Consider the following 26,667-nt stretch of genomic DNA (forward strand, 5'->3'; position numbering starts at 1 on the left):
CCCTCCTTCTTCTTGTTGAGCAACAACGACTTAGTGGGACAGGAACAGCGAGGGGCCGTCGCTGTTCAGCAGGCTGCGGGTGGTGCCCCCGAAGATGAATTCCTGCAGGCGCGGGTGGCCGAACGCGCCGGCCACCAGGAAGTCTGCGCCGACCTCCCTGGCCGCGCCCAGCAGCAGGGTCGCGGCGTCGTGGCTCGCGCCGTCCAGCACCTTGGCCGTGGCCGTGACGCCCCGCGCCGCCAGGAACTCGACCAGGCGCTCCAGGGCGAAGGTCCGCGACGAGGCGCCCGGCGCGCCGGCCACCACCACCTGGGAGGCCTTCTGCAGCAGCGGCAGCGCCGTGCGCATGGCCCGGCTGGCCTCCTTGCCGCCATCCCAGGCGACCATCACGGTCCCGCCGACCTTCAGGCCCGGCCGCGCCACCACCACGGGCCGCTGCTCGTCGGCGATCATCTGCTGGAACGACTCGGCCAGCGGGCCCTTGCCGCGCGCGGCGGCGCTGTCGAAGACGATCACGTCCGACAGCCGTCCTTCCATGGCCAGGCCGGCCCAGACGGGAGACTCCAGGCTGATCGCCCGGCTGCGGGCGTAGCCCAGTTCGGCCACCAGCCGGTCGACGGCGCGATGGCCCTCGATCGCGGCCTCCTTCAGGCTCTCCAGCGCCGTGACCTGCACGCCGCCCATGAAGCCCTCGCCCATCCACGGCATCAGGTCGGCCATGTCGGCGGGGGCGTGGACGCAGGCCAGCTCCGCGTCGAACCCCTCGGCCAGCACCCTGGCCGCCTCGAGCAGACCCCGATCGGCGGCCGCGCCGGCGAGCGGCGCCATGATTCTCGCCCAGCTCATGATCGATCTCCTGGTCCAGGCATTTCCAACGGCGAGGGCGTTTCCTCAGGCTCATTTCCACAGCCAAAGGCCGGCCCCTCATTGATCTTTGTCAATCGATGGGCCAGTCCAGTCAGGGTCAGGCCTGCACCTTCACCGTAAGGAACGATTTCGTGGCCAAAGGGCTGCATAAAACTCCGCCCCGGGCGTGGCAGCGCATGCTGTCGGGACGCAGGCTCGACCTGCTGGACCCCTCGCCGATGGACATCGAGATCGAGGACATCGCCCATGGCCTGGCCCGGGTGGCGCGCTGGAACGGCCAGACCACCGGCGAGCACGGTTTCTCGGTCGCCCAGCACAGCGTGGTGGTCGAGGAGATCGCCGCCCACATCAAGCCCGACCTCGAGCCGAAATGGCGGCTGGCCGCCCTGCTGCACGACGCCAGCGAATACGTGATCGGCGACATGATCAGCCCGTTCAAGGCCGCGCTGGGCGTCAGCTACAAGGACTTCGAGGCCCGGCTGGAAGACGCCATCCACATCCGCTTCGGCCTGCCCCCCAAGACCCCGCCGGCGGTCAAGAAGCTGATCAAGCAGGCCGACCGGGCCTGCGCCTTCTTCGAGGCCACCCAGCTGGCCGGGTTCGAGCACGCCGAGTCCCTGGCCATCTTCGGCGCGCCGCCGGCCGGCTATGACCTGAAGATCCTGCCCCTGCCGCCGTTCGAGGCCCAGGCCCGCTACGTCCAGCGCTTTCACGTGCTGTCCCGCGCCGCCGGCTTCGAGTCCGCGCCCGGCGCGGCGTTCGAGACCGAATGACCGGGGCGGGCTCGACATCGGTCGTCATCGGCCTGTCGGCGGTGGTGGTGGCCATCCGCGACGGCGAGGCCGTGGTCCTGACCGTCCGGCCGCACGACGCCGTCACCGACGTGGCCAGCCCCCTGCCCGGCTTGCCGTTCGGTCCGTTCGACCCGGCCGGCCACCGCACCTTCGAGCTGGGCCTGCGGGCCTTCGTCACCGAACAGACCCGGTTCCAGCTGGGCTATGTGGAGCAACTCTACACCTTCGGCGACGAGGGCCGCGACGCGCCGCGCGCCGAGATGGGGGCCGGGGCGGCCCGCGTGGTCTCGGTGGGCTATCTGGGCCTGACCCCCACGGCCGTCGAGACGCGCGCCCCCGACACCGCCTGGGCCCCGTGGTCGGCCTTCTTTCCGTGGGAGGACTGGCGCCATGGCCGCCCCGCCCTGCTGGACGACGCCATCGCCCCCGCCCTGCGCCGCTGGGCGGGCGACGACCCCGGCAAGGCCTCGCGGGCCCGCCTGGCCTTCGCCCTGGACGGCGCGCCGTGGAACGAGGAGCGGGTGCTGGAGCGCTACGAACTGCTCTACGAGGCGGGCCTGGCCCCCGAGGCCGCCCGCGACCGGGCCCGGGCCGAGGGCCACGACCCGGCCGAGCCGGCCGCCCTGTCGGCGGCCCTGGGCGAACCGATGATCTCGGATCACCGCCGCATCCTGGCCACCGGCCTGTCGCGCCTGCGCGGCAAGATCAAGTACCGCCCCGTGGTGTTCGAGCTGATGCCGGCCGAGTTCACCTTGTCGGCCCTGCAGCGCACGGTCGAGGCGATCGCCGGGGTGCCGCTGCACAAGCAGAACTTCCGCCGGGTGGTCGAACGCGAGGACCTGGTCGAGGGCCTGGGCCGCCAGGACGCAGACACCGGCGGCCGTCCGGCCGAACTGTTCCGCTTCCGCCGCGAGATCCTGGCGGCGCGGCCGGCCATGGGGCTCTCCCTGCCGCTGCTGCGGGACTGAGCGGTTCCTTCGATGGCTAAGGCCAACGTCGCGCCGCTACTGGGATAAAATCGAGGCTTTCTGGCGCAACGGGACCACCATCACGGACGATTAGATGAGTCCACAAACCACTCGTTGCGGACCTGGCGACGCCGACCTCATGATGACCGGATGGACGAGACGTGAGTTCTCCAAGGCGAGTTGCGGATGCGCACGACGATCTTCGCGATGATGCTACTGGCCGGCACGGTGACCGCCTGCGCGACCCAACACGTCAAGGTCCCGGCCGACTCGGACCGCAGGGTCATCGGCCCCAAGGGGTACACGGTGGATTGGGATCTGCCGGAAACGGGAACCTATTGGGTTCCCAAGGAAAGAGAGGACGCGATCAAGGCCGCCTCAGAGGCCTGCAACGCGCCCATAGGCGTCTTTATCTATCATCACCTGCCGCGTCCGCCGCAGTATAGCTACCTCGGCTTCCGCTTCGAACCTGCGGCCGACGCCGCGGCGCGCTCATGTCTCGTCGTCCGGCTCAAAGCCGTTCCGTCCCTGACGGTCTATCCGAAGAGGTGAGGTCGAGTCGAGTTTGGGCGCCGTGAGTGTGCTCGAGCTTCCCTTAATCGATGTCCGCTTTCCACCCGTCGCAGACCTTCGTCCTGTCCGGTTTCTGACGTGGACCCAAGTTCCGGGCCCGCCTCTTGGCGGACACTTCGAGCACCTTGCGTCCTTCGAGGCGCGCTCAGGAGCGCGCGCCTCAGGATGAGGAAATCAGCACGAGGCTCCTCATCCCGAGGCGCCCGCGCAGCGGGCCTCGAAGGACGCAAGGCCTGTCCGGGGCCCACCGATCTCGAGCAATCAACGGGGCCGCCTTCGCCGGAGAGGGAACAACCAGGTGCTCCGGTCAGGCCGCGTGGCCGGGGCGTCGCACGGCGGCGCGGGCCGGATCGGCCTGGCCGGCCCCGCTCAGCTCGAACCGGGCGACCAGGGCGCTCAGATGCCCGGCCTCGCCCTTCAGGGCGTGGCTGGCGGCGGTCGACTGCTCCACCATGGCCGCGTTCTGCTGCACCATCTGGTCCATCTGGTTGACCGCGGCGTTGACCTCCGAAAGCCCGGTGGCCTGGGCCTGGGTGGAGTCGTTGATCTCGGTGACCAGCGCCTCGACCGTCTCCACCTGCTCGACGATGCGGCGCAGCGCCTGGCCGGTCTCGTCGACCAGGGCCACGCCCTCGTCCACCTGCTGACCGGAGGTCGAGATCAGGGTCTTGATCTCCTTGGCGGCCTCGGCCGAGCGCTGGGCCAGGGCCCGCACCTCTTGCGCGACGACGGCGAAACCGCGGCCCGCGTCGCCCGCGCGCGCCGCTTCGACGCCGGCGTTCAAGGCCAGCAGGTTGGTCTGGAAGGCGATCTCGTCGATCACCCCGATGATCTGGGTGATCTCGGCCGACGACTTGGCGATCTTGCTCATCGCGGAAATGGCGTTGCGCACCACTTCGCCGGAGCCTTGGGCCTCGCCGCGCGCCGCCTCGACCGCGGTGGAGGCCTTTCGCGAACCGGCGGCCGTCTCCTTGACCCGCTGGGTGATGTCCTCCAGCGCGCTGGACGTGCGCTCCAGGCTGGCGGCCTGCTGCTCGCTGCGGCGGGCCAGGTCGTCGGCGGCGCTGGTCAGTTCGTCCGAACCGGCGCGGATGCCGTTGGCCGCGGTGGCGATCACGCCCATGCTCTGGTCGAGCTGGGAGACGGCCGTGTTGAAGTCGTCGCGCAGCTGGCGATAGTCCAGGGCGACCTCGTCGACCAGGCGCGCCTTCAGGTCGCCGCCGGCCAGGCGGTTCAACTGGCCGGCCATGGCCGCCACCAGCCGCCGCTGGCTCTCGCCGGCGCTTTCGAACGCGGCTTCCATGTCCTTCAGCTTGCGGTCCAGCTCGGTCTGGAACGCCGCGGCCTGGGCCTGCAGGCGCTCGCGTTCGATGCCGCCGTCCTTGAAGACCAGAACCGCGCGGGCGACGTCGCCGATTTCGTCCTTACGGTCGGCGCTGGGCACCACGACCGAGAAGTCGTCGGCGGCCAGGCGGCTGATCACGCGAGTGAGGTCGCCGAGCGGCCGCACCGAGCGCACCGACCACAGCGCGATCACCCCGCCCAGCACCAGGGCGCCGAGCGCCAGCAGGATCGTCAGCCAGGTAAAGCTCTCGGCGATCGCCCGGGTATGGGCTCCGATCGCCTTGTTCTGCGCTTCCTTCAGGTCGATGAACTGGTTGATCTGCTTGAGCCACTGCACGAACAGCGGCCGGGCCTGGCCCATCAGCACCTGGTGGGCGCCCGCGGCGTCGCCCGCGCGCTGGCGCTGGATGACTTCCTGGATCAGCGGCAATGTCTGGGCTTCGGTCTGCTTGATGCTGTCGACGATCGCGCGCTCGGCGTCGGTCGCGTCCGGCCGGGCCATCATCTCGTCCAGCGGAGCGGCCGACTGCGCGTACTTGTCGGTCAGCTTCTTGATCAAGGCCTCCTCGGCGCCGATCGCGGCGGGCTCGACCAGGGTCACGTCGCGCAGCGCGATCGCCCGGTCATGGACGCTGCCCCGGAAATTGATCGCGTAGCGCTGGGCCTTGCTGTTGACGTCGTTCACCGTCGCCAGGTTCTGGTTGATCTGCTGGACCTTCTGGATGCTGATCGCCGACAGGCCGATCACCAGACTGAGCACCAGCGCGAAGCCGACCCAGAGGCGAGTTCCGATCTTCAGGGACGAAAGGGTCTTCATGTCGCGCCTCATGGCCGGTGATCAGTGCATAGATGTGATCGACCCAAACCATGCCGCCCTCGCATCGAGACTTCGATACGATTCCAGCCCGTTTCAATCCTTGGAAATCGCCACACCGCCCTTACCAGTTTGGCGATCGAGGTAAATTTTCGATAAACAATTAACGTTCAGCCGGCGGCGAATTGTCGCAACAGCATCATTGTATACACCAAACGCCGATCTGTCGCCGACATAACCTAAAGTTTATTTATCAGAATAAAATCTTACGACGTTCCAAATGCAAAATGATTCATGTTTACTTGAAACCCACAACCAGGTCGCAAGTCAACGCCGGCCTGGCGGACGGTGAATCAGCAACCCCATGTTCGCGCCGGCCTAGTCGCCTCGCCCCGCCGCCCCCTGCCCCTCGCTTCGCGCCATCCGCGCCCGCCACTTGGCCTTCAGCGTCCGCGACGTGTCGCGCGATCCGTCCGCGCTCCAGCCGGGCGGGCCGAACACGTAGCCCAGGACCTCGCGGGCCGAGCGCGAGCGCGCCAGGTCCTTGCCGATGCCGATCCACTCGTGGAAGACGTTGGTCAGCAGGTTGAAGCTGGCCAGGTTCCTGACCGTGCCGTAGCGGCACGGCTCCGCGTCGGTCTCGGGGATGAAGGTGCCGAACATCCGGTCCCAGATGATCAGCACGCCGGCGTAGTTGGCGTCCAGGTAGCGGGGGTTGCGGGCGTGGTGCACCCGGTGGTGCGAAGGGGTGTTGAACACCGCCTCGAACCACGCGGGCATGCGCTTGATGGCCTCGGTGTGGATCCAGAACTGGTAGACCAGGCTGATCCCCTTCTGGATCGCCACCATGGCCGGCGGGAAGCCCAGAAACGACAGCGGCAGCCACAGCAGCCAGGTCCCGGCCACCCCGCCCGTCCAGGTCTGCCGCAGGGCCGTGGACAGGTTGTAGTGGGTGGAGGTGTGGTGGTTGACGTGGCTGGCCCACCAGAACCGCCGCTCGTGGGACAGGCGGTGGAAGCCGTAATAGGTCAGGTCCTCGGCGAAGAAGAGCAGCGCCCAGGCCCAGACGGCGGTCATGGGGATCGTGAAGATCCGATGCTGGTAGGCCCAGAGGCTGGCGGCGAACACCACCCCGGCCATCAGCGCGCCGGCGACGCTGCTGCCCAGGCCCATGGCCAGGGAGACGGCGGTGTCCCGGGTCTCGTAGCGGGCGTTCGCCCGGCCCATCCGGGCCAGGACGATCTCCAGGATCACGGCCAGCACGAAGAACGGGATGGCCATCTGCACGGGGTCGAAGGTCTTCACGCGGCGGCCTCCCGGGAGACGAACTGCGACGGCGGCCAGGCCTCGCCGTCGCCGAGGGCCAGGCGGGGCGCGCCGTCGGCGGCCTTGAGAACGAGAAAGCCCTTGGTGGGCGCAGCGACCAGGACAGCCGCCCATGGCAGGTCGCGGGCCACATAGCCGTCGCCCCTGCGCCAGGCGACCACGGCCCGCTCGCCCGATCGGGCCACCAGTCCCGCGCCATCGGCGGCGATCCACAGGGCGTCGACGGGATCGTCGGGGAACTCGACCGCCAGCAGGGCTCGCGCGGCCTCTGTGTCTAGCGGCGGGGTCGGCCGCGCGATCCGCGCCCAGGCCGCCAGGGCCACCAGCAGTCCCACGGCCGCGGCCGAGCCAAGCACTTGAATCAGCAGCGCCTCGTCCAAAGCGACGCTTCCTCCCCGAAATCCTGACGCCAGCGTCACGCTCCGCCGACCCAGCGTCAAGCGCGAGGTTTCCGCCCGGCCGGGGGACCCGTCGCCCATCTTGGGTGTTTACGTCCCGCCGTTTCGTGCCCAAGGTTGAGCGCCCGCCAGGGAGCGGGAGAAACTTTGGAGTTCCAGATGTCGCTGATGTTCGAGCCCTTGAAAAAGTACGCTCAATTCTCCGGCCGCGCGCGGCGTTCGGAATTCTGGCTGTTCGCCTTGCTCATCATCATCGCGGAGATCGTCTATTTCGCCGTGCTGGGCGCGGCGGGCGGCTTCAACCCCAACGGGCCGAGCGGCGCGGCGCTGGCGGTGATGGGAATCTTCTCGCTGGCCTTCCTGGGCGTCCTCATCCCCAGCCTGGCCGTCACCTTCCGGCGCCTGCACGACACCGACCGGTCGGCGTGGTGGCTGCTGATCAGCCTCATTCCCGGCATCGGCGGCCTGGTGCTGCTGGTCTTCTACCTGCTGCCCGGCACGAACGGTCCCAACAAGTTCGGCCCGGACCCCAAGGGTACGGCCACCGGGGACACCGCCGCGGTGTTCAGCTAACCGCCGAACCTCCCCTCCGGGAATCAGGAAGCGCGCCCCCGTCCAGGGGCGCGCTTCCTTCGTTTTCAGGCCTGGCCCAGGCTAGAACTTCCGAGCGTAGCCCACCGACACCACGTTGGCGTCGGCCGCGTCGTTGTCGCGGAACTGCTGGCGCGTGTAGTCGAGGCGCACGCCGTTCTTGTCGTCGACCTTGTACTGGGCGCCGACCCCGTAATTGACGCTGTCGGCGTCGAACTTGCTCTCGACCCCGGCCAGGGTCTGCTTGAACTGGGTGTTGCCGTAGCCGACCCGGCCGATCAGGTCGATCTTCGGGGTCACCGGCAGGAAGCCCACGCCGTAGACGGCGGCCGAGTGGGTCTGCTCGATGTTGGACCGCACGCCGTTGGTGTCGATGTCGTCGTCCTTGACGCCGCCGGACAGTTCACCCTCGACGCCGAAGTGCGGGGTCAGCTTGGCGCCCAGGCGGCCCTGCACCGCGCCGGTGTCGGCGCCGTCGGCGCGGGATCCGGCGTAGCCGAGGGTCCCATAGACCCCGGTGTCCTGAGCTTGCGACAGGGCGGGGACAGCAGCGACCGAAAGGGCGGCCAGGGCGGCCGCCGTCATGAGAGTTTTCATTGTTGTACTCCTTGGCACTGGCGAGGCGGGGGAGCGCCTCGACCTGCCCTGGATAAGCGCGCCGTGGGGCGGCGATGGGACCCTGGCGCGCCCGTTTGGGGCCATTGGGTGTCGATCTCGACATGTCCGTGGCGATTGTGGCGGCGCGAAATCGTTCCGTGTCCGGCGCCGAAAGCCGCGAGGTGTGGCCCGGATGCCGCGCGGGGAAAGGTGACGCCCGCCTCAGGCGTGCTATGGATCGACCAACAGAGCCAAGCCGCGCCCGCACCTTTTCAGAGAGGGGGCGCGCCAGCGTCACCGGGACCGCCGCCTTGCCTAAAGCCGTCATCGTCGCCACGGGGCTGTACACCCCGCCGTTCAGCGTTTCGAACACCGAGCTGGTCGAAGCCTTCAACACCTATGTCGAGCGCTTCAACGCCGCCAACGCCGAGGCGATCGCCGCCGGCGAGGTCACGGCCCTGGCCCCCTCCTCGCCCGAGTTCATCGAGAAGGCCTCGGGCATCAAGGCCCGCTACGTGATGAACAAGACCGGGATCATCGACCCCGAGGTCATGCGGCCGATCCTGCCCGAACGGCCCAACGAAGAGATCTCGATCATGGCCGAGATGGCCGTCGAGGCCGCCCGGCGGGCGATCGAACGCTGGGGCAAGCCGGCCTCGGAGATCGGGGCGGTGATCTGCGCGGCCTCGAACATGCAGCGCGCCTATCCGGCCATGGCCATCGAGGTCCAGCAGGCCCTGGGGATCGAGGGTTTCGCCTTCGACATGAACGTCGCCTGCTCCTCGGCGACCTTCGGCATCAAGACCGCCGCCGACTTCATCGCCACCGGCAGCGCCAAGGCCGTGCTGATGGTCAATCCCGAGATCTGCTCGGGACACCTGAACTTCACCGACCGCGACAGCCACTTCATCTTCGGCGACGTGGCCACGGCCGTGATCCTGGAAGCCGAAGACCAGGCGACCGGCGGCTGGGAGATCCTGGGCGCGCGGCTGAAGACCCAGTTCTCCAACAACATCCGCAACAACTTCGGCTTCCTCAACCGCACGGCCCCCGAAGGGATCGGCGCCAAGGACAAGCTGTTCGTGCAGGAGGGCCGCAAGGTGTTCCGCGAGGTGGTGCCGATGGTCAGCGAGATGATCGTCGACCACGCCGGCGAGATCGGCGTCGATCCCACGGGCCTCAAGCGCCTGTGGCTGCACCAGGCCAACATCAACATGAACGAGATGATCGGGCGCAAGGTGCTGGGCCGCGACCCCGCGCCCGGCGAGAACGTGATCATCCTGGACGCCTACGCCAACACCAGCTCGGCCGGCTCGATCATCGCCTTCCACACCGCCAGCGACGACTTCGCCCCGGGCGAGACCGGCCTGATCTGCAGCTTCGGCGCGGGCTATTCGGCGGGAACGGTGTTCGTGCGCAAGCGGTAACACATTGCGTCCTTCGAGGCTCGGCTACGCCTCGCACCTCAGGATGAGGACTTCAGAGCTACAACGCTCCTCATCCTGAGGCGCCCGCGCAGCGGGCCTCGAAGGACGCACCGCGTTTAGTCCGCCGCCTTCGGATGCGCCGCCTTCCAGTCCATTGCCCGGCGGATCCGGTTACCCACCGCCGGGTGGTCGTAGAACAGCACCTCCTCGAGGCGGCTGGGCGTCGCCGCCCGGTACTCGATGGTCTTGACCAGGGCCTTGGACAGGCCGTCCGGTTCGTTGAAATGCACGAGGCTGTAGTGGTCGGCGTCGCTCTCGGCGATGCGGATCAGGCTGTTGGTCACCGGCTGGCCCACAAGGCCCAGCACGCCCAGGATCACCGCCAGGATCGGCAGGCCGGCCGGGTCGGCCAGGCCCCTGACCGTGTCGGCGCCCATCAGGGCGGACACCGGCGCGAACAGGCGGTCGACCAGGAAGAAGGCGACGATGGCCAGGAGGCTCATCCCGCCGGCGATCCACAGGGCGTGGTGGTGGGCGTAGTGGCCCATCTCGTGGCCGACCACGCCGCGCACCTCGGCCAGATCCGCCCCCTGCTTGAACATGGTGTCGCTCATCGCCACCCGCGCCGAGCCGAACAGGCCCGAGACGTTGGCGGTGTAGGCGTTGGACTGCTTGGAGCCGTTGTAGACGAAGATCTTGTCGGCCGGGACGCCGTTGGCCTTGGCCATGGCCACGACCTGGTCGCGCACCGGTCCGGCCGGCGCGGGCGTGTACTGGTTGAAGATCGGCTCGATATAGATCGGGGCCAGCACCATCATGACGGTGATGAACACCGCCGTCAGCCCGCCGCTCCACAGCCACCAGGTGCGCGGCGCCCTGCGGATCAGGGCGTACAGCGCCGTCAGGAACAGGCCGAACAGCACCGCGCCGATCGCCGTGCCGATCGCCTGCTCGCCCAGCCAGCCGGTGAAGGCCTGGCTGGTCAGGCCGTACGACTTCTGCCGCTGCCAGTCGGCATAGATCGACCAGGGCAGGCTCAGAAGACTGTCGATCACGAGGTAGACGACGCCGACCACCAGGCTGACCAGCACGGGCCTCGACTTGCGCCGCTCCAGCCGGCGACGCAGCCCCACCAGCACACCGCTGCGCACGATCAGGAACGCGACCAGGGCCGAGACCAGGAAGCCCCACAGCAGCAGCCAGTGCCCGCCCTGCGTATAGGCCGTGGCCCTGGCGTGGGCCTCCGGCGGCAGTTGCGCCAGATAGGCGGCGGTGGCGGCGGCCGGATCGAACAGAGCCAATGGGAATCCCCGACGAACGATTGAGCCCCGCAGCAAGCCAGAACCGAAGTGTGGCGTCAGGTTAAATCTCGGTCAGGTTGGGTTCCACAGCGCGAGGGCGAGGCTTGCCTCTGGCGGCGGCGCGCGGGGCGTATAGAAATGCGCGAATGATTTCGTCTTCCGAGGCTCGCATGCGATTCCCCGCTCGTCGTGAACTCCTGATCGCCCTGGCCCTGAGCGCGACCGCCCTGGCCGGCTGCGGCGGCAAGACCGGCGACGTGGCCGAGACCGGCCTCAAGCGGATCGAGGCGACCAAGACCCTGCGCATCGGGCTGGAAGGCACCTATCCGCCGTTCAACTTCCAGGACAAGGACGGCCAGCTGGCCGGCTTCGAGGTCGACTTCGCCAAGGCCCTGGCCGCCCAGATGAAGGTCAAGGCCGAGTTCCACCCCTCGCCGTTCGCCGGCCTGCTGGGGGCGCTGGAGTCCAAACGCATCGACGTGGTGATCAACCAGATCACGATCACGCCCGAGCGCGCCGCCAAGTACGACTTCTCGCGGCCCTACACCGTCTCGGGCATCCAGATCATCGTCCGCAAGGGCCAGGCGGGGATCGCTACCCCGGCCGACCTGGCGGGCAAGAAGGTCGGCGTGGGCCTGGGCACCAACTACGAAAGCTGGCTGCGGGCCAACGCGCCGACGGCCGTGGTCCGCACCTATGACGACGACCCCACCAAGTACCAGGACCTGAAGGCCGGCCGCATCGACGCGGTGCTGAATGACCGGCTGGTGGCGGCCGACTTCGTCAAGACCTCGCCCGACTTCGTCGCCTCCGGCCCGCCCTTCGCCAACCAGGGCATGGGCGTGGCCATGCTGCGCGACCCGGCCCTGAAGGTCACCATCGACGAGGCCATCGACGCCCTGCGCGCCAACGGCCAGCTGGCGGCGATCTCGAACAAGTGGTTCGGGCAGGACGTGACGAAGTGATCCGCAGCTCCCCCGTTGTCATCCCGGAAGCGCATAGCGCTGTCCGGGACCCAGGGGCGACTGCACCGCGCTGGCCCAGTCACCTGGGTCCCGGACAGCCTCTGCGAGGCTTCCGGGAGGACAACGCTTGGGGACGGGAATGACCCCCGCCCTCGACCTCGTCGCCCAGTCCGCCCCGCTGCTGCTGAAGGGCGCGGGCTACACCGTGCTGCTCAGCCTGATCGGCATGGGCGTGGGGCTGGTGATCGGGTTCGGTTTGGCCCTGATGCGGCTGTCGCGCAGTCCATTCCTACGCTGGCCGGCGGCCGTCTACGTCTCGGCCATTCGGGGCACGCCGCTGCTGGTGCAGCTGTTCCTGATCTATTACGGCCTGCCGCAGCTGGGCGTGCAGCTGCCGCCGCTGCTGGCGGCCGGGATCGGCTTTTCGATCAATATCGGGGCCTATGCCGGCGAGATCCTGCGCAGCGCCATCGCCGCCGTCGACAAGGGCCAGTGGGAGGCCGCCAGCGTGCTGGGCATGAGCCGGGGCCAGGCCCTGCGCCGGGTGATCCTGCCCCAGGCCGCCCGCACCGCCGTCGCGCCGCTGTCCAACAGCTTCATCAGCCTGGTCAAGGACACCTCCCTGGCCGCCACGATCCAGGTGCCCGAGCTGTTCCGCCAGGCCCAGCTGATCACCGCCCGCACCTACGAGATCTTCGCCATGTACCTGGCGGCCGCCGCCCTCTACTGGATCCTCTCCAGCCTGCTGGCCCTGGGCCAGACCCGGCTGGAACGCCAGGCGGAGGGCCGCCGATGACCGAAGTCCAGGGGAGCGCCATCGACGCCAGGGGCCTGGTCAAGCGCTTCGGCGACACCACCGTGCTCAACGGCGTGGACCTGACGGTGACGCCCGGCGAGGTCGTCGCGGTGATCGGCCCCAGCGGCTCGGGCAAGAGCACCCTGCTGCGCTGCCTGGCGGGGCTGGAGGCCACCGACGGCGGGACCCTGACCGTGGCGGGCGTCACGGCGGGCGCCAAGCCGCCCCTGGCCCGCGCCCTGAAGGGCCGCGTTGGCTTCGTCTTCCAGAGCTTCAACCTGTTCCCGCATCGCACGGCCCTGGAGAACGTCGCCGAGGGTCCGATCGTGGTGCGCGGCGAAAAACCCGCCGTCGCTCACGCCAAGGCCCGGGCCCTGCTGACCAAGGTGGGCCTGGCCCATCGGATCGACGCCTATCCCCGCGAACTGTCCGGCGGCCAGCAGCAACGCTGCGCCATCGCCCGCGCCCTGGCCATGGATCCCGGGGTCATCCTGTTCGACGAACCGACCTCGGCGCTCGATCCGGAACTGGTCGGCGAGGTGCTGACCGTCATCCGCGACCTGGCCGCCGAGAAGCGGACCATGGTGATCGTCACCCACCAGATGGACTTCGCCCGCGATGTGGCCGATCGGACGCTGTTCATGGATGACGGCGTTATAATTGAACAAGGCCCTTCCGCCGAAGTGCTTGGTTCGCCTAAGGAAGAGCGTACGCGGCGATTCCTCAGCAAGGTGAGTGGCCTAAGGTCATAATTTGGCCTCCGGCGCCCCTCACCTCCTCTCCGCCGACGCCGTGTGCTGTGAGGCGAGGTCCAGTGAAACCCTATATCGATCTGCAAGGCGCATCGGGCGCCGTCTACCGTTACAAGCTGGCCGAGGATCGCGATCCTCGGACGACGATCGCTGGCAATTTCGTCTTCGTGGACGCCACCGGAACCGTCGTCTACGCCGGCGAGGCCAACAACCTGCACGGGGCCGCCAATCGCTTCCCCGAAGCCGCGATGAAGCACAAGGCCGAGTATCTCTACACCCGCCTGAACGTCTCGGGCGCCTCGCGCTCGGACGAGCTGCAGGACATCCTGGCCGCGCTGAATCCGGCCATGAACAAGGGCGAGTAGCGCCTCGCCTCCGGATTTCCGAGGGGCGACGCAAGCGCGCCCCCGGGATCCGCTCGGCCTTCTACGGTCGAGCTTTCCTCGAAATCGCCAGGCGGCACGAAAAGAGAACATCGCGGCGTCCACATCCGTCGCGGGCTTCGCTATGGTGGGAGCCGCATGCGCCCCGAGATTCTCTTTCCGCTGTTCACGCCGGTCTCCACGCTGAAGGGTGTGGGGCCGCGCGTCGCGCCGCTGGTCGAGCGCCTGGCGGGCCCGATCGTCCGCGACGTGCTGTTCACCCTGCCGCAAGGCCTGATCCGCCGCACGGTCACCACCTCGGACCGGGCCGTCGACGGCCAGGTCCAGACCTTCCTGGTCACCATAGACGCCCACCTGCCGCCCCAGCGCCCGGGCCAGCCCTGGCGGATCCGCGCCTGGGACGAGCACGGCTTCGTCACCCTGACCTGGTTCAAGGGCCACGGGCCGCACCTGGAGCGCCAGCATCCGGTGGGCGCGAGACGGGCCGCCAGCGGCAAGGTCGAGCGCTACGGCAGCGAGATCCAGGTCGCGCACCCCGACTACCTGCTGGACGCCGACAAGGCCAGCGACATCCCGGCCGTCGAGCCGGTCTATCCCGCCACCGCCGGCCTGCCCTCTCGCACCTTCCGCAAGTTCGCCCAGGAGGCCCTGGAGCGCGCCGCCGCCCTGCCCGAGTGGCAGGACCCGGCCTGGCTGGACAGGAGCGGCTTCCCGGCCTGGCGCGAGGCCCTGGCCCTGGTCCATGGCCCGCAAGCCGAGACCGACCTGTCGCCGATGTCGGTCGCCCGCCGCCGCCTGGCCTATGACGAACTGCTGGCCCACCAGTTGGCCCTGGCCCAGCGCAAGGCCGGCAAGCGCTCGCACCCGGCGCCGCGCATCGTCGCCGGTCCGTTGTCGGACGCGGTCGAGAAGGCCCTGCCCTTCAGGCTGACCGGCGCCCAGATCCGCGCCCTGTCCGAGGTGCGCGGCGACATGGCCAGCGGCGAGCGGATGGGCCGGCTGCTGCAGGGCGACGTCGGTTCGGGCAAGACGGTGGTGGCCATGCTGGCCATGGCCGACGCCGCCTCCAGCGGCCTGCAGTCGGCCCTGATGGCCCCGACCGAGATCCTGGCCCGCCAGCACTACGAAACCCTGGCGCCGTCGCTGGAGGCGCAAGGCCTGGCGGTCGTCCTGCTCACCGGCCGCGACAAGGGCTCGGTCCGGGCCTCGAAGCTGGCCAAGCTGGCCGACGGGTCGGCGGCCGTGGCCGTGGGCACCCACGCCCTGTTCCAGGACGACGTGGCCTTCCAGGCCCTGGGCCTGACCATCATCGACGAGCAGCACCGCTTCGGCGTCAACGAACGCAAGCGCCTGCAGGATAAGGGGGCGGGCGCGCACCTGGTCGCCATGTCAGCCACGCCGATCCCCCGCACCCTGGAGTTGACGGTGTTCGGCGACCTGGACGTCTCGCGCATCGACGAGAAGCCGCCAGGCCGCACGCCGGTCGCCACCCGCGCCGCCCCCACCCCGCGCATTCCCGAGATCATCGAGCGGCTGAAGGCGGCCGCCCAGGCCGGCGCCCAGGCCTTCTGGATCTGCCCGCTGGTCTCGGAGTCCGAGAAGATCGACCTGCGCGACGCCGAGCAGCGCGCCGCGTCCCTGCGCCAAGCCATCGGCCCCAGCGTCGGCCTGGTCCACGGCCAGATGGCCGCCGCCGAGAAGGATGCGGTGATGGCCGATTTCGTGGACGGCAAGGTCTCGGTCCTGGTCGCCACCACCGTGGTCGAGGTCGGGGTCAATGTCCCCAACGCCAGCATCATGGTCATCGAACACGCCGACCGCTTCGGCCTGGCCCAGCTTCACCAGCTTCGCGGCCGCGTCGGCCGCGGGGCGCGCGAGAGTTCGTGCGTGCTGCTCTATGACCCGCCGTTGTCGGAAACCGCCCAGCAGCGGCTGGATATCCTGCGGCGCAGCGACGACGGCTTCGAGATCGCAGAGAAAGACCTGGAACTGCGGGGCGGCGGCGATCCGCTGGGGCTGAAGCAGAGCGGCTTTCCTGCCTACAAGCTGGCCGATCCCGTCGCCCACCGCGACCTGATCGCCGTGGCCGCCGACGACGCCCGGCTGATCCTGGCCCGCGACCCGGACCTGAGCTCGCCGCGCGGCCTGGCCGTGCGGACCCTGCAGGAACTGTTCGACTGGAAGGCCGCCTCGCCGCTCAACGACGCGGGTTGAGCAGCCTAGCTGGACGCCTGCGGAACCGGCCCCCGCCGCTTCAGCGCCGCCACCCGCGCCAGGGCGTCCGCCTCGATGTCGGCCCAGAACAGGTTGAAGCCGTCAACCTTGCGGCGGTCGGTCCACGAGCCGCTGTCGCGCAGCGAGGTCGATTTCGGGCGGCCGGTGTGCAGCAGGCCGTCCTCGCACTGGGCCCAGACCTGGCGCTTGAGCAGGGCCGGCCGAGCGCCCCATTCCAGGCCCGTGGCGTTGGCGGCGCCGAGGTTCAGCCTGGCCGGCGCGCGGATCTCGTTGCGCGCGCCCAGCAGCGGGTTGACGCAGAGCGGCGGACGGCCGTCCAGCGTGACCAGCTCGCCGCCGGCGTTCCAGACCAGGGAGCGGTTGGTCAGTGCCTGGGCCTGCTGGAAGTCGCCGTCGACCATCGAGGCCCAGGCGACCAGGCAGCCGGCCTGGTCGCGGCCCGCGCAGGCCGGCACCGGCGCGCCCGGACCGAACTCGTCGGCCGGGACCACGGTCTCGATCAGATAGGCCCCGGCCAGGCGGCCGCGCAGCGCCGCGTTCGGCGCGATCTCCTCGCTCAGCAACCGCTCGGCCAGGATGCCGCCCTGCTCCACCCCGACGAGCACGATCGGCCGCCCGCGGTTGTCGTGTTCGAGATAGTGGCGGAAGGCGGCGCGGACGTCGTCATAGGCGAAGCGCCGGGCGTCGCGGGCGTCGTCGCGCAGCGTCAGGAAGGTGTAGAGGCTGGCCTGGCGATAGTGGGGAGCGAAGATCCGCCCGACCCGCGCGAACGGGGCGGCGTAGTTGGGCAGCATCACCCGGGCCAGGTCGCGCGCTGCCTTGGGCTGGTCGAACGGCGCGTTCCAGTCGCGGCCGCCGTCATAGCTGGTGGGGTGGACGAAGAAGACGTCGGCCGCGCCCCGGCTCCCGACGCCGCGCTGGGGCAGCAGCGCCCAGGCGTTCGGCCGGGCGTAGTCGGGAGCTGGCGGCGGCTCATAGGTCTGGAACGGCACCTTGGGGTCGAGGGTGGTGCGCAGGATGTCGTAGCGCCAGTAGAACGCCGCCGACAGGACCAGCGTCAGGAACAGCACCGCCCCCGCGAAGATCCAGCGCTTGAAACCCTTGAACCGGTCGGCCATGGGCCCTGGTTACACGAACCCGCCGCGTCGCGCGAGACGGCCCGGCGCCCCTTGAGCGCGACAGCCGAAGGCGACGCCCTTTGCCATGGCGGCGCTCCCGATCGTGGCGCGGCTTGGAGGCGGTATTGATCGGATGTATATACAGGGCCATGAGCCTGTACATCCGCAGCGAAGAAGCCGACCGCCTAGCCCGCCAGTTGGCGGAGCGGACGGGACTGACCCTGACCGACGTGGTCACGCGGGCGTTGCGCGCCGAACTCGATCGCACGCCGACGGCGCCGGAAGCCCTGGCCGCGCGGCTGGCGCGGATCCGGGCGATCCAGGCCAGGGTCAGGGCCTCGCCCGTGCTGCGGGAAGGCTCCGACGACGCCCTGCTGTACGACCAGGACGGCTTGCCGAAGTGATCGTGGTCGACACCTCGGCCCTGATCGCGATCTTTCAGGGCGAGCCTGACGCCGAAGCTCTTCTCGACGCGATCCTCAAGACGGAAACCGCGCTGATCGCCGCGCCGACGCGCCTGGAGGCCTTCATCGTCGCCAGCCGCCGCCACGGCCCCGCGCGCGCGGCCGAGTTGACGGACCTCGTCGCCGCCCTGAACCTGACGACGGTGGCGTTCGACGGGGTCCTCGCCGATGTCGCCCAGACGGCCTACCGAACCTTTGGACAAGGCGCTCACGGCCTGAACTACGGCGACTGCTTCAGCTACGCCCTGGCCAAGTCGCGCGACCTGCCGCTGCTGTTCAAGGGCAAAGACTTCGCCGTCACCGACGTACGGCGGGCGGTCTGACTGCCGCCTGGCTTGGCCTGAGAAAATTTGAGCCCCGGCTCCCGAAAACAGCGCTAGGTTGAAAAAGAGCATTGGGGGGGCAAGGACATGGTTCGCATAGAACGGCTGGCGATGCTGATCGCATCCAGCATCGTCACTCTCAGCCCGCCCTCCCTTGGCGCGGCGCAATCGCCTTATCCGCAAGGCATGGACTATGGGATCTCGGAATACCTGCTGCTCAGGCCGGTCGCTTGCATCAAGGCGCCCATCGACGGCGGAAGCAGCCCGGACCATCCGGTCTATGTAGTCGACCATGGCGAACTGAACCTGCCTGACCGGCGGCAGGTGGTCGACGCTTTGGAGCAGATGGCCGATCTGGGCCTGCTGGCGCGCGATACGTCCGACGGCGCCCATCGTCGCTTCTATCGGATCACGGACACAGCAGCCTACCAGAGCCGTGGAACCTTCTGCTACGGGCGGGAAGTCTTGACCAAGATCATCAGCATCGCGCCGCCCCATCCCTACGGTCCATTCTGCATCCGCTACGCCGAAGTCTTGACCGAGTTCAGGGATGTTCCCGGCTGGATGGGGCGCCCCGCGCTGGCGCCCTATGTGGAAAACCGCGCGACCTCGAAACGGGCGGGAAAGAGCAAGACCATCCAGCTGCGCCGGGATGGCGAAGGCTGGAGAGCTTCGACGCCCTACGATCCCATCCACTCCAACTGGTCCGGCCCCAGGTCGTTCAACGCCTGCCTGGACTACCGATAAGGATCATCCGTGTTCAGGAACCCGCAGACATAGTCCTCGACGCCGTCTTCCAGCGAGGTCATCGGCGCGTTGTAGCCGGCGGCGCGCAGGCGGCTCATGTCGGCCTCCGTGAAGTACTGGTACTTGCCGCGCAGCACTTCGGGCATGTCGAAATAGTCGATGTCGGGCTCGCGGCCGATGGCGCGGAAGGTCGCCTCCGCCAGGGCCTTGAACGAGCGGGCCTTGCCCGAGCCGAGGTTGTAGACCCCGTTGACGTGCGGGCTCTTGACCAGCCAGGCGACCACGTCGGCCACGTCGCGCACATAGACGAAGTCGCGCAGCTGGCCGCCGTCCTCGTAGTCGGGATGGTGCGACTTGAACAGCCGCACGCCCTCGCCCGCCGCCACCTTGGGCCAGATCTGGCAGACCACCGATTTCATGCCGCCCTTGTGGTCCTCGTTGGGGCCGTAGACGTTGAAGAACTTCAACCCTACCCACTGGGCCGGGGCGTGGCCGCGGGCGGCCTCGCGCACGGCGTAGAGGTCGAGCAGCGCCTTGGACCAGCCATAGGCGTTCAGCGGTCGCAGGGCCTTCAGGCTCTCCAGGTCGTCCTTGCCGTCGAAGCCTTGCAGGCCGTCGCCGTAGGTGGCGGCGGAAGACGCATAGATCAGCCGTCGCTTGTGCAGGGCGCACCACCGCCACAGGTCGCGCGACAGCACGAAGTTGGACTCCACGATCAGGTCGGCGTCCGGCTCGGTGGTCGAGGAGATCGCGCCCATGTGGATCACCAGCTCGACCTCGTCGCCGCGCTCGGCCAGCCACTCGAACAGGTCCTCCGGCGGAACGAAATCGGCGATCGGCGACTTGGCCAGGTTCTTCCACTTGTTCTGCGCGGCCTCGCCCAGCCAGTCGCAGACCACGATGTCGAGGCTGTCGTCCTCGCACAGCTTGGCCACGATGTTGGAGCCGATGAACCCGGCGCCGCCGGTGACGAGGATGACGCGTCTGGACATGCAGGGCGTTATGGCACAGGGGGCGGATGGAGCAAGCCATTGGGCCAGACCTCGGAGTGACCGTGCGGATCGATCGGGACGGCCCTGTCATCGTCTGGCTGCGCAACGACCTGCGCCTGGCCGACAACCCCGCCCTCGCCGCCGCCGCGGCCACGGGACAGCCGGTGATCCCGCTCTACATCCTGGACGAGACGCCCGGCGTGCGGCCGATGGGCGCCGCCTCGCTGTGGTGGCTGGACAAGTCGCTGGCGGCCCTGGCCGCCTCGCTGGAGGCGATCGGCTCGCGGCTGATCCTGCGGCGCGGCCCGGCGCGGGCGGTGCTGGAGGACTTGGTTGCCCCGGCCAAGCCGGCGGCCGTGGTCTGGAACCGGCTCTATGACGCCGCCGCAATCGACCGCGACAGCGCCCTCAAGGCCTGGCTGAAAGACGAAGGGGTCGCCTGCGAGAGCTTCAACGCCGGGCTGCTGAACGAGCCCTGGACGGTGAGGAACGGCTCTGGCCAGCCCTACAAGGTCTTCACGCCCTACTGGCGCGCCGCGCGGGACCAACTCCATCACGTTCAGGTCGAGCCCGCCCCCAAGGCCCTGCCCGTCCCGGAACGCTGGCCGCGCGGCGAAGCGCTCGAAAGCTGGAGCCTGCACCCGACCCGGCCGGACTGGTCCGGGGACTTCGACCTGTGGACGCCCGGCGAGGCCGGCGCGGCCGAACGGCTGGACGACTTTCTGTCCGGTCCTGTCGAGCATTACGGCCGCCGGCGCGACCTGCCCGGCGTGGAGGCGACCTCCCGCCTGTCGCCGCACCTGCATTTCGGCGAGATCGGTCCCCGCCAGGTCTGGGTCGCGGCCCGCAACGCCGCCGAAGCGGGCGACGCCCCCGCCGCCCCCGTCGAGGCGTTCCTGTCCGAGATTGGCTGGCGGGAATTCAACCATTCGATCCTGTTCCACAATCCGGACCTGCCCAAGGCGAACTTCCGGCCCGAGTTCGACGGCTTTCCCTGGAGGCGCGACGACGCCGCCTTCGAGGCCTGGACCCGGGGCGAGACCGGCTATCCGATCGTCGACGCCGGCCTGCGCGAGCTGTGGGCCACCGGCTTCATGCACAACCGCGTGCGGATGATCGCCGCCTCGTTCCTGGTCAAGCATCTGCTGATCGACTGGCGAGCGGGCGAGGCCTGGTTCTGGGACACGCTGGTCGACGCCGATCTGGCCAACAACGTCGCCAACTGGCAGTGGGTCGCCGGCAGCGGCGCCGACGCCGCCCCCTATTTCCGAATCTTCAACCCCATCGCCCAAGGCCAGAAATTCGACCCCGCCGGCGCCTATGTCCGCCGCTGGGTTCCCGAACTGGCGGCCCTGCCCGACGCCGTGATCCACGAGCCGTGGAAGGCCTCGGCGCAACTCGGCGCCACCGCCAGGCGTATCTACGAAGAACCGATCGTGGGACATCCGGCGGCCCGCGCGCGCGCCCTCGAGGCCTATCACGGCCTCAGGGGAGACCAGGTTTCTCGCGGCCCCGGATAGCGCTCCCCATTTACAGGTCGGTTCCGAGGGTTCTTAACTTTCGTCATCAAGTTAGGGATGGGAGCGTCGATGACCGATATCCTGCCTGCGACCTGGCCGGCCACCGCCCGCGACCCCGAGCTGCGTCGCGCCCCGGCCGCCTTCCGCACCGCCCTTCGCGTCGCCGTGGAGAACTGGGCGGTCGGCGACCTGACCTTCGTCCTGCCGTCTGGCAAGCCGCTGCGCATCGTCGGCAAGACGCCGGGTCCGGACGCGGTGATCCGCATCCACGACTACCGGTTCATCCGCCGGGCCCTGGCCTCGGGGGACATCGGCTTCGCCGAAGGCTACATGGCCGGCGAGTGGGACACGCCCGACCTGTCGGTCGTGCTGGAGGCTTTCTCGCTGAACTTCGACCGGCTGACGGCCCTGGTGCGCGGCAATCCGGTGATGCAGGCGGTCAACAAGCTGTACCACCTCTTCCACCGGAACGATCGCGTGGGCTCCCGGCGGAACATCCACGCCCACTACGACCTGGGCAACGCCTTCTATTCCCGCTGGCTCGACCCCAGCATGACCTATTCCTCGGCCCTGTACGAAACGCCCGGCCAGCCGCTGGACCAGGCCCAGCACGCCAAGTACGCGGCCCTGGCCCGGTCGATCGACCTGAAGCCCGGCCAGCACGTGCTGGAGATCGGCTGCGGCTGGGGCGGCTTCGCCGAGTTCGCGGCCAAGGAGATCGGCGCCAAGGTGACCGGCGTGACCATCTCCCAGGCCCAGCACGACTTCGCGAAAAAGCGACTGTTCGACCAGGGCCTGGCCGAGAAGGCGCAGATCCGGCTGATCGACTACCGCGACGTCCAGGGCCAGTTCGACAGCGTCGCCTCGATCGAGATGTTCGAGGCGGTCGGCGAGGAGTACTGGCCCACCTACTTCGGCAAGATCCGTGAGGTCCTGTCGCCGGGCGGCCGGGCCGGCCTGCAGATCATCACCATCCGCGACGAGCTGTTCGCTCGCTATCGCGGCCACACCGACTTCATCCAGCGCTACGTCTTCCCGGGCGGCATGCTGCCCAGCGAAGCCCGCCTGAAGCAGGAGACGGCCGCCGCCGGCCTGGCCTGGACGGGGATCAGCCGCTTCGGCCAGAACTACGCCGACACCCTGGCCGAGTGGGCCACGCGGTTCGAGGCGGCCTGGGATGACATCAAGGGCCTGGGCTTCGACGAGCGGTTCCGTCGCCTGTGGCGGTTCTATCTCAGCTATTGCGAGGCCGGCTTCCGCACCGAACGCACCAATGTGATCCAGCTGGGCCTTTCCAGGGTCTAATGAGGGCTCGGACCTGGCGAACCAGGCCCTGCATCCCGACCTTCGGTGTGCGTACAGTCCGCGAGCGCGTCCCGAGGTCGGCCCGATGAACCTCTACACCCTGGTCCTGGATTTCCACGGCGGCACCTACATCACCCAGTTCGACGCCGCGACCGCCACCGACGCGGTCGCCGCCTGGTGCAAGGAACTGGAGGACGAGCAACTGCTGGGCGACGCGTCCTTCCCCGTGGCCGAGGGCATCATGATCGACGCCATCGAGAACCACCTGGTCGAGGTGGAGGGCCTGCACGGCGCCTGGTGCGCGGCCGCCTCGGTGAACGGCTCCCTGGCGCTACTGAACGTGATCATCACCCAGCGGGTCGATTGAACCCGCGCTAAACCGCCAAGGCCGCCTTCAGGAAAACTGGCCTTGCCTGAGGGCCGCGCATCACGATCTACCCTACCGACCTCCCGACCGGCCGGACCGAAGAGATGACCGTAAAGACCAGCGTCCTCGACGCTATCGGCGACACGCCGCTGATCCGCCTCAACCGCGCCAGCGAGGCGACCGGCTGCGAGATTCTCGGCAAGGCCGAGTTCATGAACCCCGGCCAGTCGGTCAAGGACCGCGCGGCCCTGGGCATCATCCGCGACGCGGAGGCCAGGGGCCTGCTGCGGCCCGGCGGCCGGATCGTCGAGGGCACGGCCGGCAACACCGGCATCGGCCTGGCCATGGTCGCCTCGGCCCTGGGCTACAAGACCACCATCGTCATCCCGCGCACCCAGAGCCAGGAGAAGAAGGACGCCATCCGCCTGCTCGGCGCCGAGCTGGTCGAGGTGGACGCCGTGCCCTACTCCAACCCCGACAACTATGTCCGCTATTCCGGCCGCCTGGCCGAGGAACTGGCCCGGACCGAGCCGAACGGCGCGATCTGGGCCAACCAGTTCGACAATGTCGCCAACCGCCAGGCCCATTTCGAGACCACCGGCCCGGAGATCTTCGAGCAGACCGACGGCAAGGTGGACGGCTTCATCTGCGCCATCGGCTCGGGCGGCACCCTGGCCGGCGTCGCCGCTGCTTTGCGCGCTCGCAAGCCGTCGGTGAAGATCGGCCTGGCCGACCCGCACGGCGCGTCGCTGTACAGCTGGTACGCCGACGGCGAGCTGAAGTCGGAAGGAACCTCGATCAGCGAGGGCATCGGCCAGGGCCGGATCACCGCCAATCTCGAAGGCCTGGCGATCGACCATCCGTTCCGGATCAGCGACGAGGAGATGCTGGAGCAGGTCTTCGACCTGGTGCAGCACGAGGGCCTGTGCCTGGGCGGTTCGACGGGCATAAATGTCGCCGGGGCGGTGCGCATGGCCAGGGCCATGGGTCCGGGCCACACCATCGTGACCATCCTGTGCGACCACGGCTCGCGCTACCAGAGCAAGCTGTTCAACCCCGCCTTCCTGGCCGAAAAGGGCCTGCCGACCCCGCCCTGGATGTAGAGCGGCGGTGACCCGCCATGCGGGCGTCGCGCGCGAACTGACCAAAAAGTTGCGGAACTCAACCGTCCGGTGCAGGATCACGCCAAGTCGCACCGGGAGGGCCTGATGGCTTGGAAAGGTATTGTCGGCAAGAGCTTTTCGCCAGAGTCGTTCGAAACCTACTGCGAGGCTTTGACCTGGTCGGCCTGGCGGCCGAAGTTCATCGCCTTGCACAATACCGGCGTACCGTCGCTGGCCCAGAGGCCGCAGGGCTTCACCCAGACCCATATCGCCAATCTCGAAGGCTATTATCGCGACAAGCAGAAATGGAGCGCGGGGCCGCACCTGTTCATCGACGACAAGCAGATCTGGGTGTTCACGGCCCTGACGGTCTCGGGCGTCCATTCGCCCAGCTGGAACAGCATCGCCCTGGGCCTGGAGATGCTGGGCGACTACGACAAGGATCTCTTCGACAGCGGCCGCGGGGCGGCGGTGCGCGACAACGCCGTCGCGGCCATGGCCACCCTGTCGGCCGTGCTGGGCCTGGACCCCGCCAGCATGAAGCTGCACCGCGAGGACCCCGCCACGACCCATGCCTGCCCGGGCAAGAACGTCAAGAAGCTCGACGTCATCCAGCGCGTGCAGGAGAAGATGGTCCAGGAGGCCAAGGAGCACTCGCTGCACGAGGCCCATCCCTAGTTTTCCCCGGACTGTGGGAATGCGGAAAGGCAGGCTCGACGGCTTGCCCCCCAACGCCGATCGCGTGATCTTGCCCGCCTTCTCGAAGGGGCGAGTCAGACCCCGAAAGGCTTCGTCATGACCCATACCGATCCGCTCGTCTCGACCGCCTGGCTGGCCGAGCACCTCGACGCGCCCGACGTCCGCGTGGTCGACGGGTCCTGGCACATGCCCGCCGCCCAGCGCGACCCGCGGACCGAGTACGACCGGGTCCACATCCCGGGGGCGGTGTTCTTCGACATTGACGACATCGCCGACGAGACCTCCGACCTGCCGCACATGCTGCCCTCGCCGATCAAGTTCGCCTCGCGGGTCAAGAAGCTGGGGCTGGGCGACGGCTCCCGGATCGTGGTCTACGACACCAGCGGCATCCTGCCCGCCGCCCGGGTCTGGTGGGAATTCCGCGCCATGGGCCACGAGGACGTGGTGGTGCTGGACGGCGGCCTGCCCAAGTGGATCGCCGAGGGCCGTCCAGTCGACGACCTGGCCGTCGTCCCGCAGGAACGCCACTTCACCCCGCGCTACCAGGCCGACATCGTCCGCTCGCTGGACCAGATGAAGCGCAACCTGGAGAAATCGCCTGAAGACCGGGGCCGCGAACAGGTGATCGACGCCCGCGCCGCCGGCCGGTTCGAGGGCCGCGATCCCGAGCCCCGGGCCGGCCTGCGCGGCGGCCACATCCCCGGCTCGCGCAACGTGCCGCTGTCGGCCCTGCTGGCCCCCGACGGAACCCTGCTGCCGGCGGACAGGTTGGAGGCCGTGTTCGAGGCCGCCGGGGTCGACATCAACCGGCCGATCGCCACCACCTGCGGCTCGGGCATCACCGCCTCCGTGGTCGCCCTGGCCCTGGCCCGGCTCGGCCGGCCCCGGGCGGCGGTCTATGACGGCTCGTGGACCGAATGGGGCGGTCGCGAGGACGTCCCGGTGGCGACCGGGCCGGCGGCGGCGGTCTAGCTAGAGCATTTTCGAGCGAAGTGGATTCCGGTTCGCGTAAAGAAAATGCGTTAAAACAAATCTCTAGAGCCACGCCCTGATGCAATCAGGCCGGGGCTCTAGACCGACTCCCACAATCGCAGCTCGCGCCCCGCCAGGCCCTGCGCGGCGACCGGCAGGGCGCGCAGCCAGGCCGCCTGGGCGAAGGCGCGGTTGCTGGTCGAGACCGAGGCCACCACGATCCGCCGACGCCGCGCCTCGTCCTCCAGCCGCGCCAGCACGGGGGGCAGCAGCCTGGGCAGCACGGCGTTCATCATGCAGTAGACGTCTGCCGGCGGCCAGGGCGCCGTCAGCAGGTCGCCGGCCGCGAAGGTCACCCGGGTCAGGCCCAAGGCCCGCGCCGCGCGCGCCGCCGCGTTCGCCCGCTCGACCACCAGCTCCAGCCCGTGGGCCGTAAGGCCGTGCCGCAAGCCGCCATAGAGTCCAATCCGCCCGTAGCCGCTGCCCAGGTCCAGCAACCTCGGGCCCGGGCGCGCCGCGATCTCCGGCCGGAGGGCGCGGTAGAAGGCCCGCACCACGTCATAGGCCAGGTCGCCCTGGTCGAAACGCTGGACGCCGTGCCGGTCCAGCAGGCTCAGGGTGTCGAGCCGCGCCTCCGTCGCCGCGACCTCCAGGCCCAGGGCCGCGTCGAGCGCGGCGTCGATGATCGGCCCGTCCGCGCGGTCCAGGGCCTGGACCAGCCGCCGCGCGGCGTTCGCATCGACGTCCAACTCGCCTTCGATCGCGTGCATGGGCGGCTCCAGACCCCAGAGACGATACAATCGCTATGCTATCATAAAATCTCCATACACCCGTGAGTTGACAAAATCGCCACTTTCCCTGAACGTTCGGGACAGGAGAAGGATCGCGATCTTTCTCCGCCGCGGCGTGATCGGCCGCAGCGCGAC

General features: G+C 69.0%; 27 protein-coding genes and 2 pseudogenes. 20 read left to right on the forward strand and 9 right to left on the reverse strand.

What is annotated here, in order from left to right; translation table 11 throughout:
• Positions 1-30: 30 nt before the first annotated feature.
• Positions 31-846 (reverse strand): universal stress protein, encoded by an 816-nt coding sequence (locus tag AC07NX_RS05450; protein ID WP_494639809.1) that lies wholly within the window; start codon positions 844-846, stop codon positions 31-33.
• 152 nt (positions 847-998) lie between these two features.
• Between AC07NX_RS05450 and AC07NX_RS05455 the strand changes: the two genes are divergently transcribed.
• The 3 genes and pseudogenes from AC07NX_RS05455 (at position 999) to AC07NX_RS05465 (ending at position 3,181) form a co-directional block, all read left to right on the forward strand.
• Positions 999-1,640, forward strand: coding sequence for a YfbR-like 5'-deoxynucleotidase (locus AC07NX_RS05455; protein WP_494639811.1), 642 nt, complete (start codon positions 999-1,001; stop codon positions 1,638-1,640).
• Positions 1,606-2,629: pseudogene (locus tag AC07NX_RS05460) on the forward strand (NUDIX hydrolase); the annotation flags it as partial. The gene AC07NX_RS05455 and the pseudogene AC07NX_RS05460, both read left to right, overlap by 35 nt.
• Before the next feature lie 186 nt (positions 2,630-2,815).
• Complete coding sequence (locus AC07NX_RS05465; RefSeq protein ID WP_494639813.1) at positions 2,816-3,181, forward strand: hypothetical protein; 366 nt, start codon at positions 2,816-2,818, stop codon at positions 3,179-3,181.
• A 328-nt stretch (positions 3,182-3,509) separates the two neighbouring features.
• On the opposite strand, the gene AC07NX_RS05470 is transcribed toward AC07NX_RS05465, so the two are convergent.
• The 3 genes from AC07NX_RS05470 to AC07NX_RS05480 form a co-directional block, all read right to left on the reverse strand.
• A complete protein-coding gene (locus AC07NX_RS05470; protein ID WP_494639815.1) occupies positions 3,510-5,363 on the reverse strand; it encodes a methyl-accepting chemotaxis protein in 1,854 nt (617 codons plus the stop codon).
• 375 nt (positions 5,364-5,738) lie between these two features.
• Positions 5,739-6,641, reverse strand: coding sequence for a sterol desaturase family protein (locus AC07NX_RS05475; protein ID WP_494640028.1), 903 nt, complete (start codon positions 6,639-6,641; stop codon positions 5,739-5,741).
• 20 nt (positions 6,642-6,661) lie between these two features.
• Entirely contained in the window at positions 6,662-7,066 is a 405-nt protein-coding gene (locus AC07NX_RS05480) for a hypothetical protein (protein ID WP_494639817.1), read from the reverse strand.
• A gap of 177 nt (positions 7,067-7,243) precedes the next feature.
• Here AC07NX_RS05480 and AC07NX_RS05485 point away from each other — a divergent pair, with 177 nt between their 5' ends.
• Positions 7,244-7,657: a DUF805 domain-containing protein gene (locus tag AC07NX_RS05485; RefSeq protein WP_494639819.1), complete on the forward strand. Its 414-nt coding sequence runs from the start codon at positions 7,244-7,246 to the stop codon at positions 7,655-7,657.
• Between the two features lie 81 nt (positions 7,658-7,738).
• Here AC07NX_RS05485 and AC07NX_RS05490 read toward each other — a convergent pair whose 3' ends face one another.
• On the reverse strand, positions 7,739-8,272 hold the full coding sequence (locus tag AC07NX_RS05490; protein WP_494639821.1) for a porin family protein: 534 nt from the start codon (positions 8,270-8,272) through the stop codon (positions 7,739-7,741).
• A gap of 311 nt (positions 8,273-8,583) precedes the next feature.
• Between AC07NX_RS05490 and AC07NX_RS05495 the strand changes: the two genes are divergently transcribed.
• Positions 8,584-9,699, forward strand: coding sequence for a beta-ketoacyl-ACP synthase III (locus tag AC07NX_RS05495; RefSeq protein WP_494639823.1), 1,116 nt, complete (start codon positions 8,584-8,586; stop codon positions 9,697-9,699).
• Positions 9,700-9,702: 3 nt separating this feature from the next.
• Positions 9,703-9,818, forward strand: a pseudogene (locus AC07NX_RS05500) (hypothetical protein); the annotation flags it as partial.
• On the opposite strand, the gene AC07NX_RS05505 reads toward AC07NX_RS05500, so the two are convergent.
• A complete protein-coding gene (locus tag AC07NX_RS05505; protein ID WP_494639825.1) occupies positions 9,816-11,000 on the reverse strand; it encodes a M48 family metalloprotease in 1,185 nt (394 codons plus the stop codon). The pseudogene AC07NX_RS05500 and the gene AC07NX_RS05505 overlap by 3 nt on opposite strands.
• A 170-nt stretch (positions 11,001-11,170) precedes the next feature.
• On the opposite strand from AC07NX_RS05505, the gene tcyJ reads away from it, so the two are divergent.
• The 5 genes from tcyJ to recG all read left to right on the forward strand — a co-directional run bounded on the left by tcyJ (position 11,171) and on the right by recG (position 16,110).
• Positions 11,171-11,965: a cystine ABC transporter substrate-binding protein gene (gene tcyJ / locus AC07NX_RS05510; protein ID WP_494639826.1), complete on the forward strand. Its 795-nt coding sequence runs from the start codon at positions 11,171-11,173 to the stop codon at positions 11,963-11,965.
• 139 nt (positions 11,966-12,104) lie between these two features.
• Positions 12,105-12,761, forward strand: a complete 657-nt coding sequence (gene tcyL, locus AC07NX_RS05515; RefSeq protein WP_494639827.1) for a cystine ABC transporter permease — start codon at positions 12,105-12,107, stop codon at positions 12,759-12,761.
• Positions 12,758-13,513, forward strand: a complete 756-nt coding sequence (locus AC07NX_RS05520) for an amino acid ABC transporter ATP-binding protein (RefSeq protein ID WP_494639829.1) — start codon at positions 12,758-12,760, stop codon at positions 13,511-13,513. Before tcyL ends, AC07NX_RS05520 begins: the two co-directional genes overlap by 4 nt.
• Positions 13,514-13,575: 62 nt before the next feature.
• Positions 13,576-13,878 carry a hypothetical protein gene (locus tag AC07NX_RS05525; RefSeq protein ID WP_019847494.1) on the forward strand — a complete coding sequence of 101 codons (303 nt, stop codon included), beginning with the start codon at positions 13,576-13,578 and terminating at the stop codon, positions 13,876-13,878.
• A 156-nt stretch (positions 13,879-14,034) separates the two neighbouring features.
• The gene (recG, locus tag AC07NX_RS05530) at positions 14,035-16,110 is read left to right on the forward strand and encodes an ATP-dependent DNA helicase RecG (RefSeq protein ID WP_494639831.1); all 2,076 of its coding nucleotides are present in this window, start codon (positions 14,035-14,037) and stop codon (positions 16,108-16,110) included.
• Positions 16,111-16,115: 5 nt separating this feature from the next.
• Here the strand turns inward: recG and AC07NX_RS05535 are convergent, their stop codons facing one another.
• Complete coding sequence (locus AC07NX_RS05535) at positions 16,116-17,249, reverse strand: DUF3089 domain-containing protein (RefSeq protein WP_494639833.1); 1,134 nt, start codon at positions 17,247-17,249, stop codon at positions 16,116-16,118.
• 149 nt (positions 17,250-17,398) lie between these two features.
• On the opposite strand from AC07NX_RS05535, the gene AC07NX_RS05540 reads away from it, so the two are divergent.
• The 3 genes from AC07NX_RS05540 to AC07NX_RS05550 all read left to right on the forward strand — a co-directional run bounded on the left by AC07NX_RS05540 (position 17,399) and on the right by AC07NX_RS05550 (position 18,783).
• Complete coding sequence (locus tag AC07NX_RS05540) at positions 17,399-17,653, forward strand: type II toxin-antitoxin system VapB family antitoxin (protein WP_494639835.1); 255 nt, start codon at positions 17,399-17,401, stop codon at positions 17,651-17,653.
• The gene (locus AC07NX_RS05545) at positions 17,650-18,036 is read left to right on the forward strand and encodes a type II toxin-antitoxin system VapC family toxin (RefSeq protein ID WP_494639837.1); all 387 of its coding nucleotides are present in this window, start codon (positions 17,650-17,652) and stop codon (positions 18,034-18,036) included. Before AC07NX_RS05540 ends, AC07NX_RS05545 begins: the two co-directional genes overlap by 4 nt.
• Before the next feature lie 87 nt (positions 18,037-18,123).
• Positions 18,124-18,783, forward strand: a complete 660-nt coding sequence (locus AC07NX_RS05550; protein ID WP_494639839.1) for a hypothetical protein — start codon at positions 18,124-18,126, stop codon at positions 18,781-18,783.
• Here AC07NX_RS05550 and rfaD read toward each other — a convergent pair.
• Positions 18,774-19,775 (reverse strand): ADP-glyceromanno-heptose 6-epimerase, encoded by a 1,002-nt coding sequence (rfaD, locus tag AC07NX_RS05555; protein ID WP_494639841.1) that lies wholly within the window; start codon positions 19,773-19,775, stop codon positions 18,774-18,776. The two genes, AC07NX_RS05550 and rfaD, sit on opposite strands and share 10 nt — an antisense overlap.
• A 62-nt stretch (positions 19,776-19,837) precedes the next feature.
• On the opposite strand from rfaD, the gene AC07NX_RS05560 reads away from it, so the two are divergent.
• From AC07NX_RS05560 to sseA, 6 genes are all read left to right on the forward strand, one after another.
• Entirely contained in the window at positions 19,838-21,295 is a 1,458-nt protein-coding gene (locus AC07NX_RS05560; RefSeq protein WP_494639843.1) for a cryptochrome/photolyase family protein, read from the forward strand.
• A gap of 69 nt (positions 21,296-21,364) precedes the next feature.
• On the forward strand, positions 21,365-22,600 hold the full coding sequence (locus AC07NX_RS05565) for a class I SAM-dependent methyltransferase (RefSeq protein ID WP_494639845.1): 1,236 nt from the start codon (positions 21,365-21,367) through the stop codon (positions 22,598-22,600).
• Positions 22,601-22,685: 85 nt separating this feature from the next.
• The gene (locus AC07NX_RS05570) at positions 22,686-22,967 is read left to right on the forward strand and encodes a hypothetical protein (protein WP_035075225.1); all 282 of its coding nucleotides are present in this window, start codon (positions 22,686-22,688) and stop codon (positions 22,965-22,967) included.
• Between the two features lie 104 nt (positions 22,968-23,071).
• The gene (locus tag AC07NX_RS05575) at positions 23,072-24,070 is read left to right on the forward strand and encodes a cysteine synthase A (RefSeq protein ID WP_494639848.1); all 999 of its coding nucleotides are present in this window, start codon (positions 23,072-23,074) and stop codon (positions 24,068-24,070) included.
• Between the two features lie 105 nt (positions 24,071-24,175).
• Positions 24,176-24,748, forward strand: coding sequence for an N-acetylmuramoyl-L-alanine amidase (locus AC07NX_RS05580; protein ID WP_494639850.1), 573 nt, complete (start codon positions 24,176-24,178; stop codon positions 24,746-24,748).
• A gap of 117 nt (positions 24,749-24,865) precedes the next feature.
• Positions 24,866-25,741 carry a 3-mercaptopyruvate sulfurtransferase gene (sseA, locus tag AC07NX_RS05585; protein ID WP_494639852.1) on the forward strand — a complete coding sequence of 292 codons (876 nt, stop codon included), beginning with the start codon at positions 24,866-24,868 and terminating at the stop codon, positions 25,739-25,741.
• 98 nt (positions 25,742-25,839) lie between these two features.
• On the opposite strand, the gene AC07NX_RS05590 is transcribed toward sseA, so the two are convergent.
• Positions 25,840-26,511: a class I SAM-dependent methyltransferase gene (locus AC07NX_RS05590; protein WP_494639854.1), complete on the reverse strand. Its 672-nt coding sequence runs from the start codon at positions 26,509-26,511 to the stop codon at positions 25,840-25,842.
• Between the last annotated feature and the right edge of the window lie 156 nt (positions 26,512-26,667).

The sequence above is a fragment of the Caulobacter sp. GW821-FHT09A05 genome, assembly GCF_059418465.1.

Coding starts and splice junctions, on each gene's coding strand:
- AC07NX_RS05450 (WP_494639809.1), bottom strand. CDS start 846: ATGAGCTGGGCGAGAATCATGGCGCCGCTCGCCGGCGCGGCCGCCGAT.
- AC07NX_RS05465 (WP_494639813.1), top strand. CDS start 2,816: ATGCGCACGACGATCTTCGCGATGATGCTACTGGCCGGCACGGTGACC.
- AC07NX_RS05470 (WP_494639815.1), bottom strand. CDS start 5,363: ATGAAGACCCTTTCGTCCCTGAAGATCGGAACTCGCCTCTGGGTCGGC.
- AC07NX_RS05475 (WP_494640028.1), bottom strand. CDS start 6,641: ATGGCCATCCCGTTCTTCGTGCTGGCCGTGATCCTGGAGATCGTCCTG.
- AC07NX_RS05485 (WP_494639819.1), top strand. CDS start 7,244: ATGTCGCTGATGTTCGAGCCCTTGAAAAAGTACGCTCAATTCTCCGGC.
- AC07NX_RS05490 (WP_494639821.1), bottom strand. CDS start 8,272: ATGAAAACTCTCATGACGGCGGCCGCCCTGGCCGCCCTTTCGGTCGCT.
- tcyJ (WP_494639826.1), top strand. CDS start 11,171: ATGCGATTCCCCGCTCGTCGTGAACTCCTGATCGCCCTGGCCCTGAGC.
- tcyL (WP_494639827.1), top strand. CDS start 12,105: ATGACCCCCGCCCTCGACCTCGTCGCCCAGTCCGCCCCGCTGCTGCTG.
- AC07NX_RS05520 (WP_494639829.1), top strand. CDS start 12,758: ATGACCGAAGTCCAGGGGAGCGCCATCGACGCCAGGGGCCTGGTCAAG.
- recG (WP_494639831.1), top strand. CDS start 14,035: ATGCGCCCCGAGATTCTCTTTCCGCTGTTCACGCCGGTCTCCACGCTG.
- AC07NX_RS05535 (WP_494639833.1), bottom strand. CDS start 17,249: ATGGCCGACCGGTTCAAGGGTTTCAAGCGCTGGATCTTCGCGGGGGCG.
- AC07NX_RS05540 (WP_494639835.1), top strand. CDS start 17,399: ATGAGCCTGTACATCCGCAGCGAAGAAGCCGACCGCCTAGCCCGCCAG.
- AC07NX_RS05550 (WP_494639839.1), top strand. CDS start 18,124: ATGGTTCGCATAGAACGGCTGGCGATGCTGATCGCATCCAGCATCGTC.
- rfaD (WP_494639841.1), bottom strand. CDS start 19,775: ATGTCCAGACGCGTCATCCTCGTCACCGGCGGCGCCGGGTTCATCGGC.
- AC07NX_RS05565 (WP_494639845.1), top strand. CDS start 21,365: ATGACCGATATCCTGCCTGCGACCTGGCCGGCCACCGCCCGCGACCCC.
- AC07NX_RS05570 (WP_035075225.1), top strand. CDS start 22,686: ATGAACCTCTACACCCTGGTCCTGGATTTCCACGGCGGCACCTACATC.
- AC07NX_RS05575 (WP_494639848.1), top strand. CDS start 23,072: ATGACCGTAAAGACCAGCGTCCTCGACGCTATCGGCGACACGCCGCTG.
- AC07NX_RS05580 (WP_494639850.1), top strand. CDS start 24,176: ATGGCTTGGAAAGGTATTGTCGGCAAGAGCTTTTCGCCAGAGTCGTTC.
- sseA (WP_494639852.1), top strand. CDS start 24,866: ATGACCCATACCGATCCGCTCGTCTCGACCGCCTGGCTGGCCGAGCAC.
- AC07NX_RS05590 (WP_494639854.1), bottom strand. CDS start 26,511: ATGCACGCGATCGAAGGCGAGTTGGACGTCGATGCGAACGCCGCGCGG.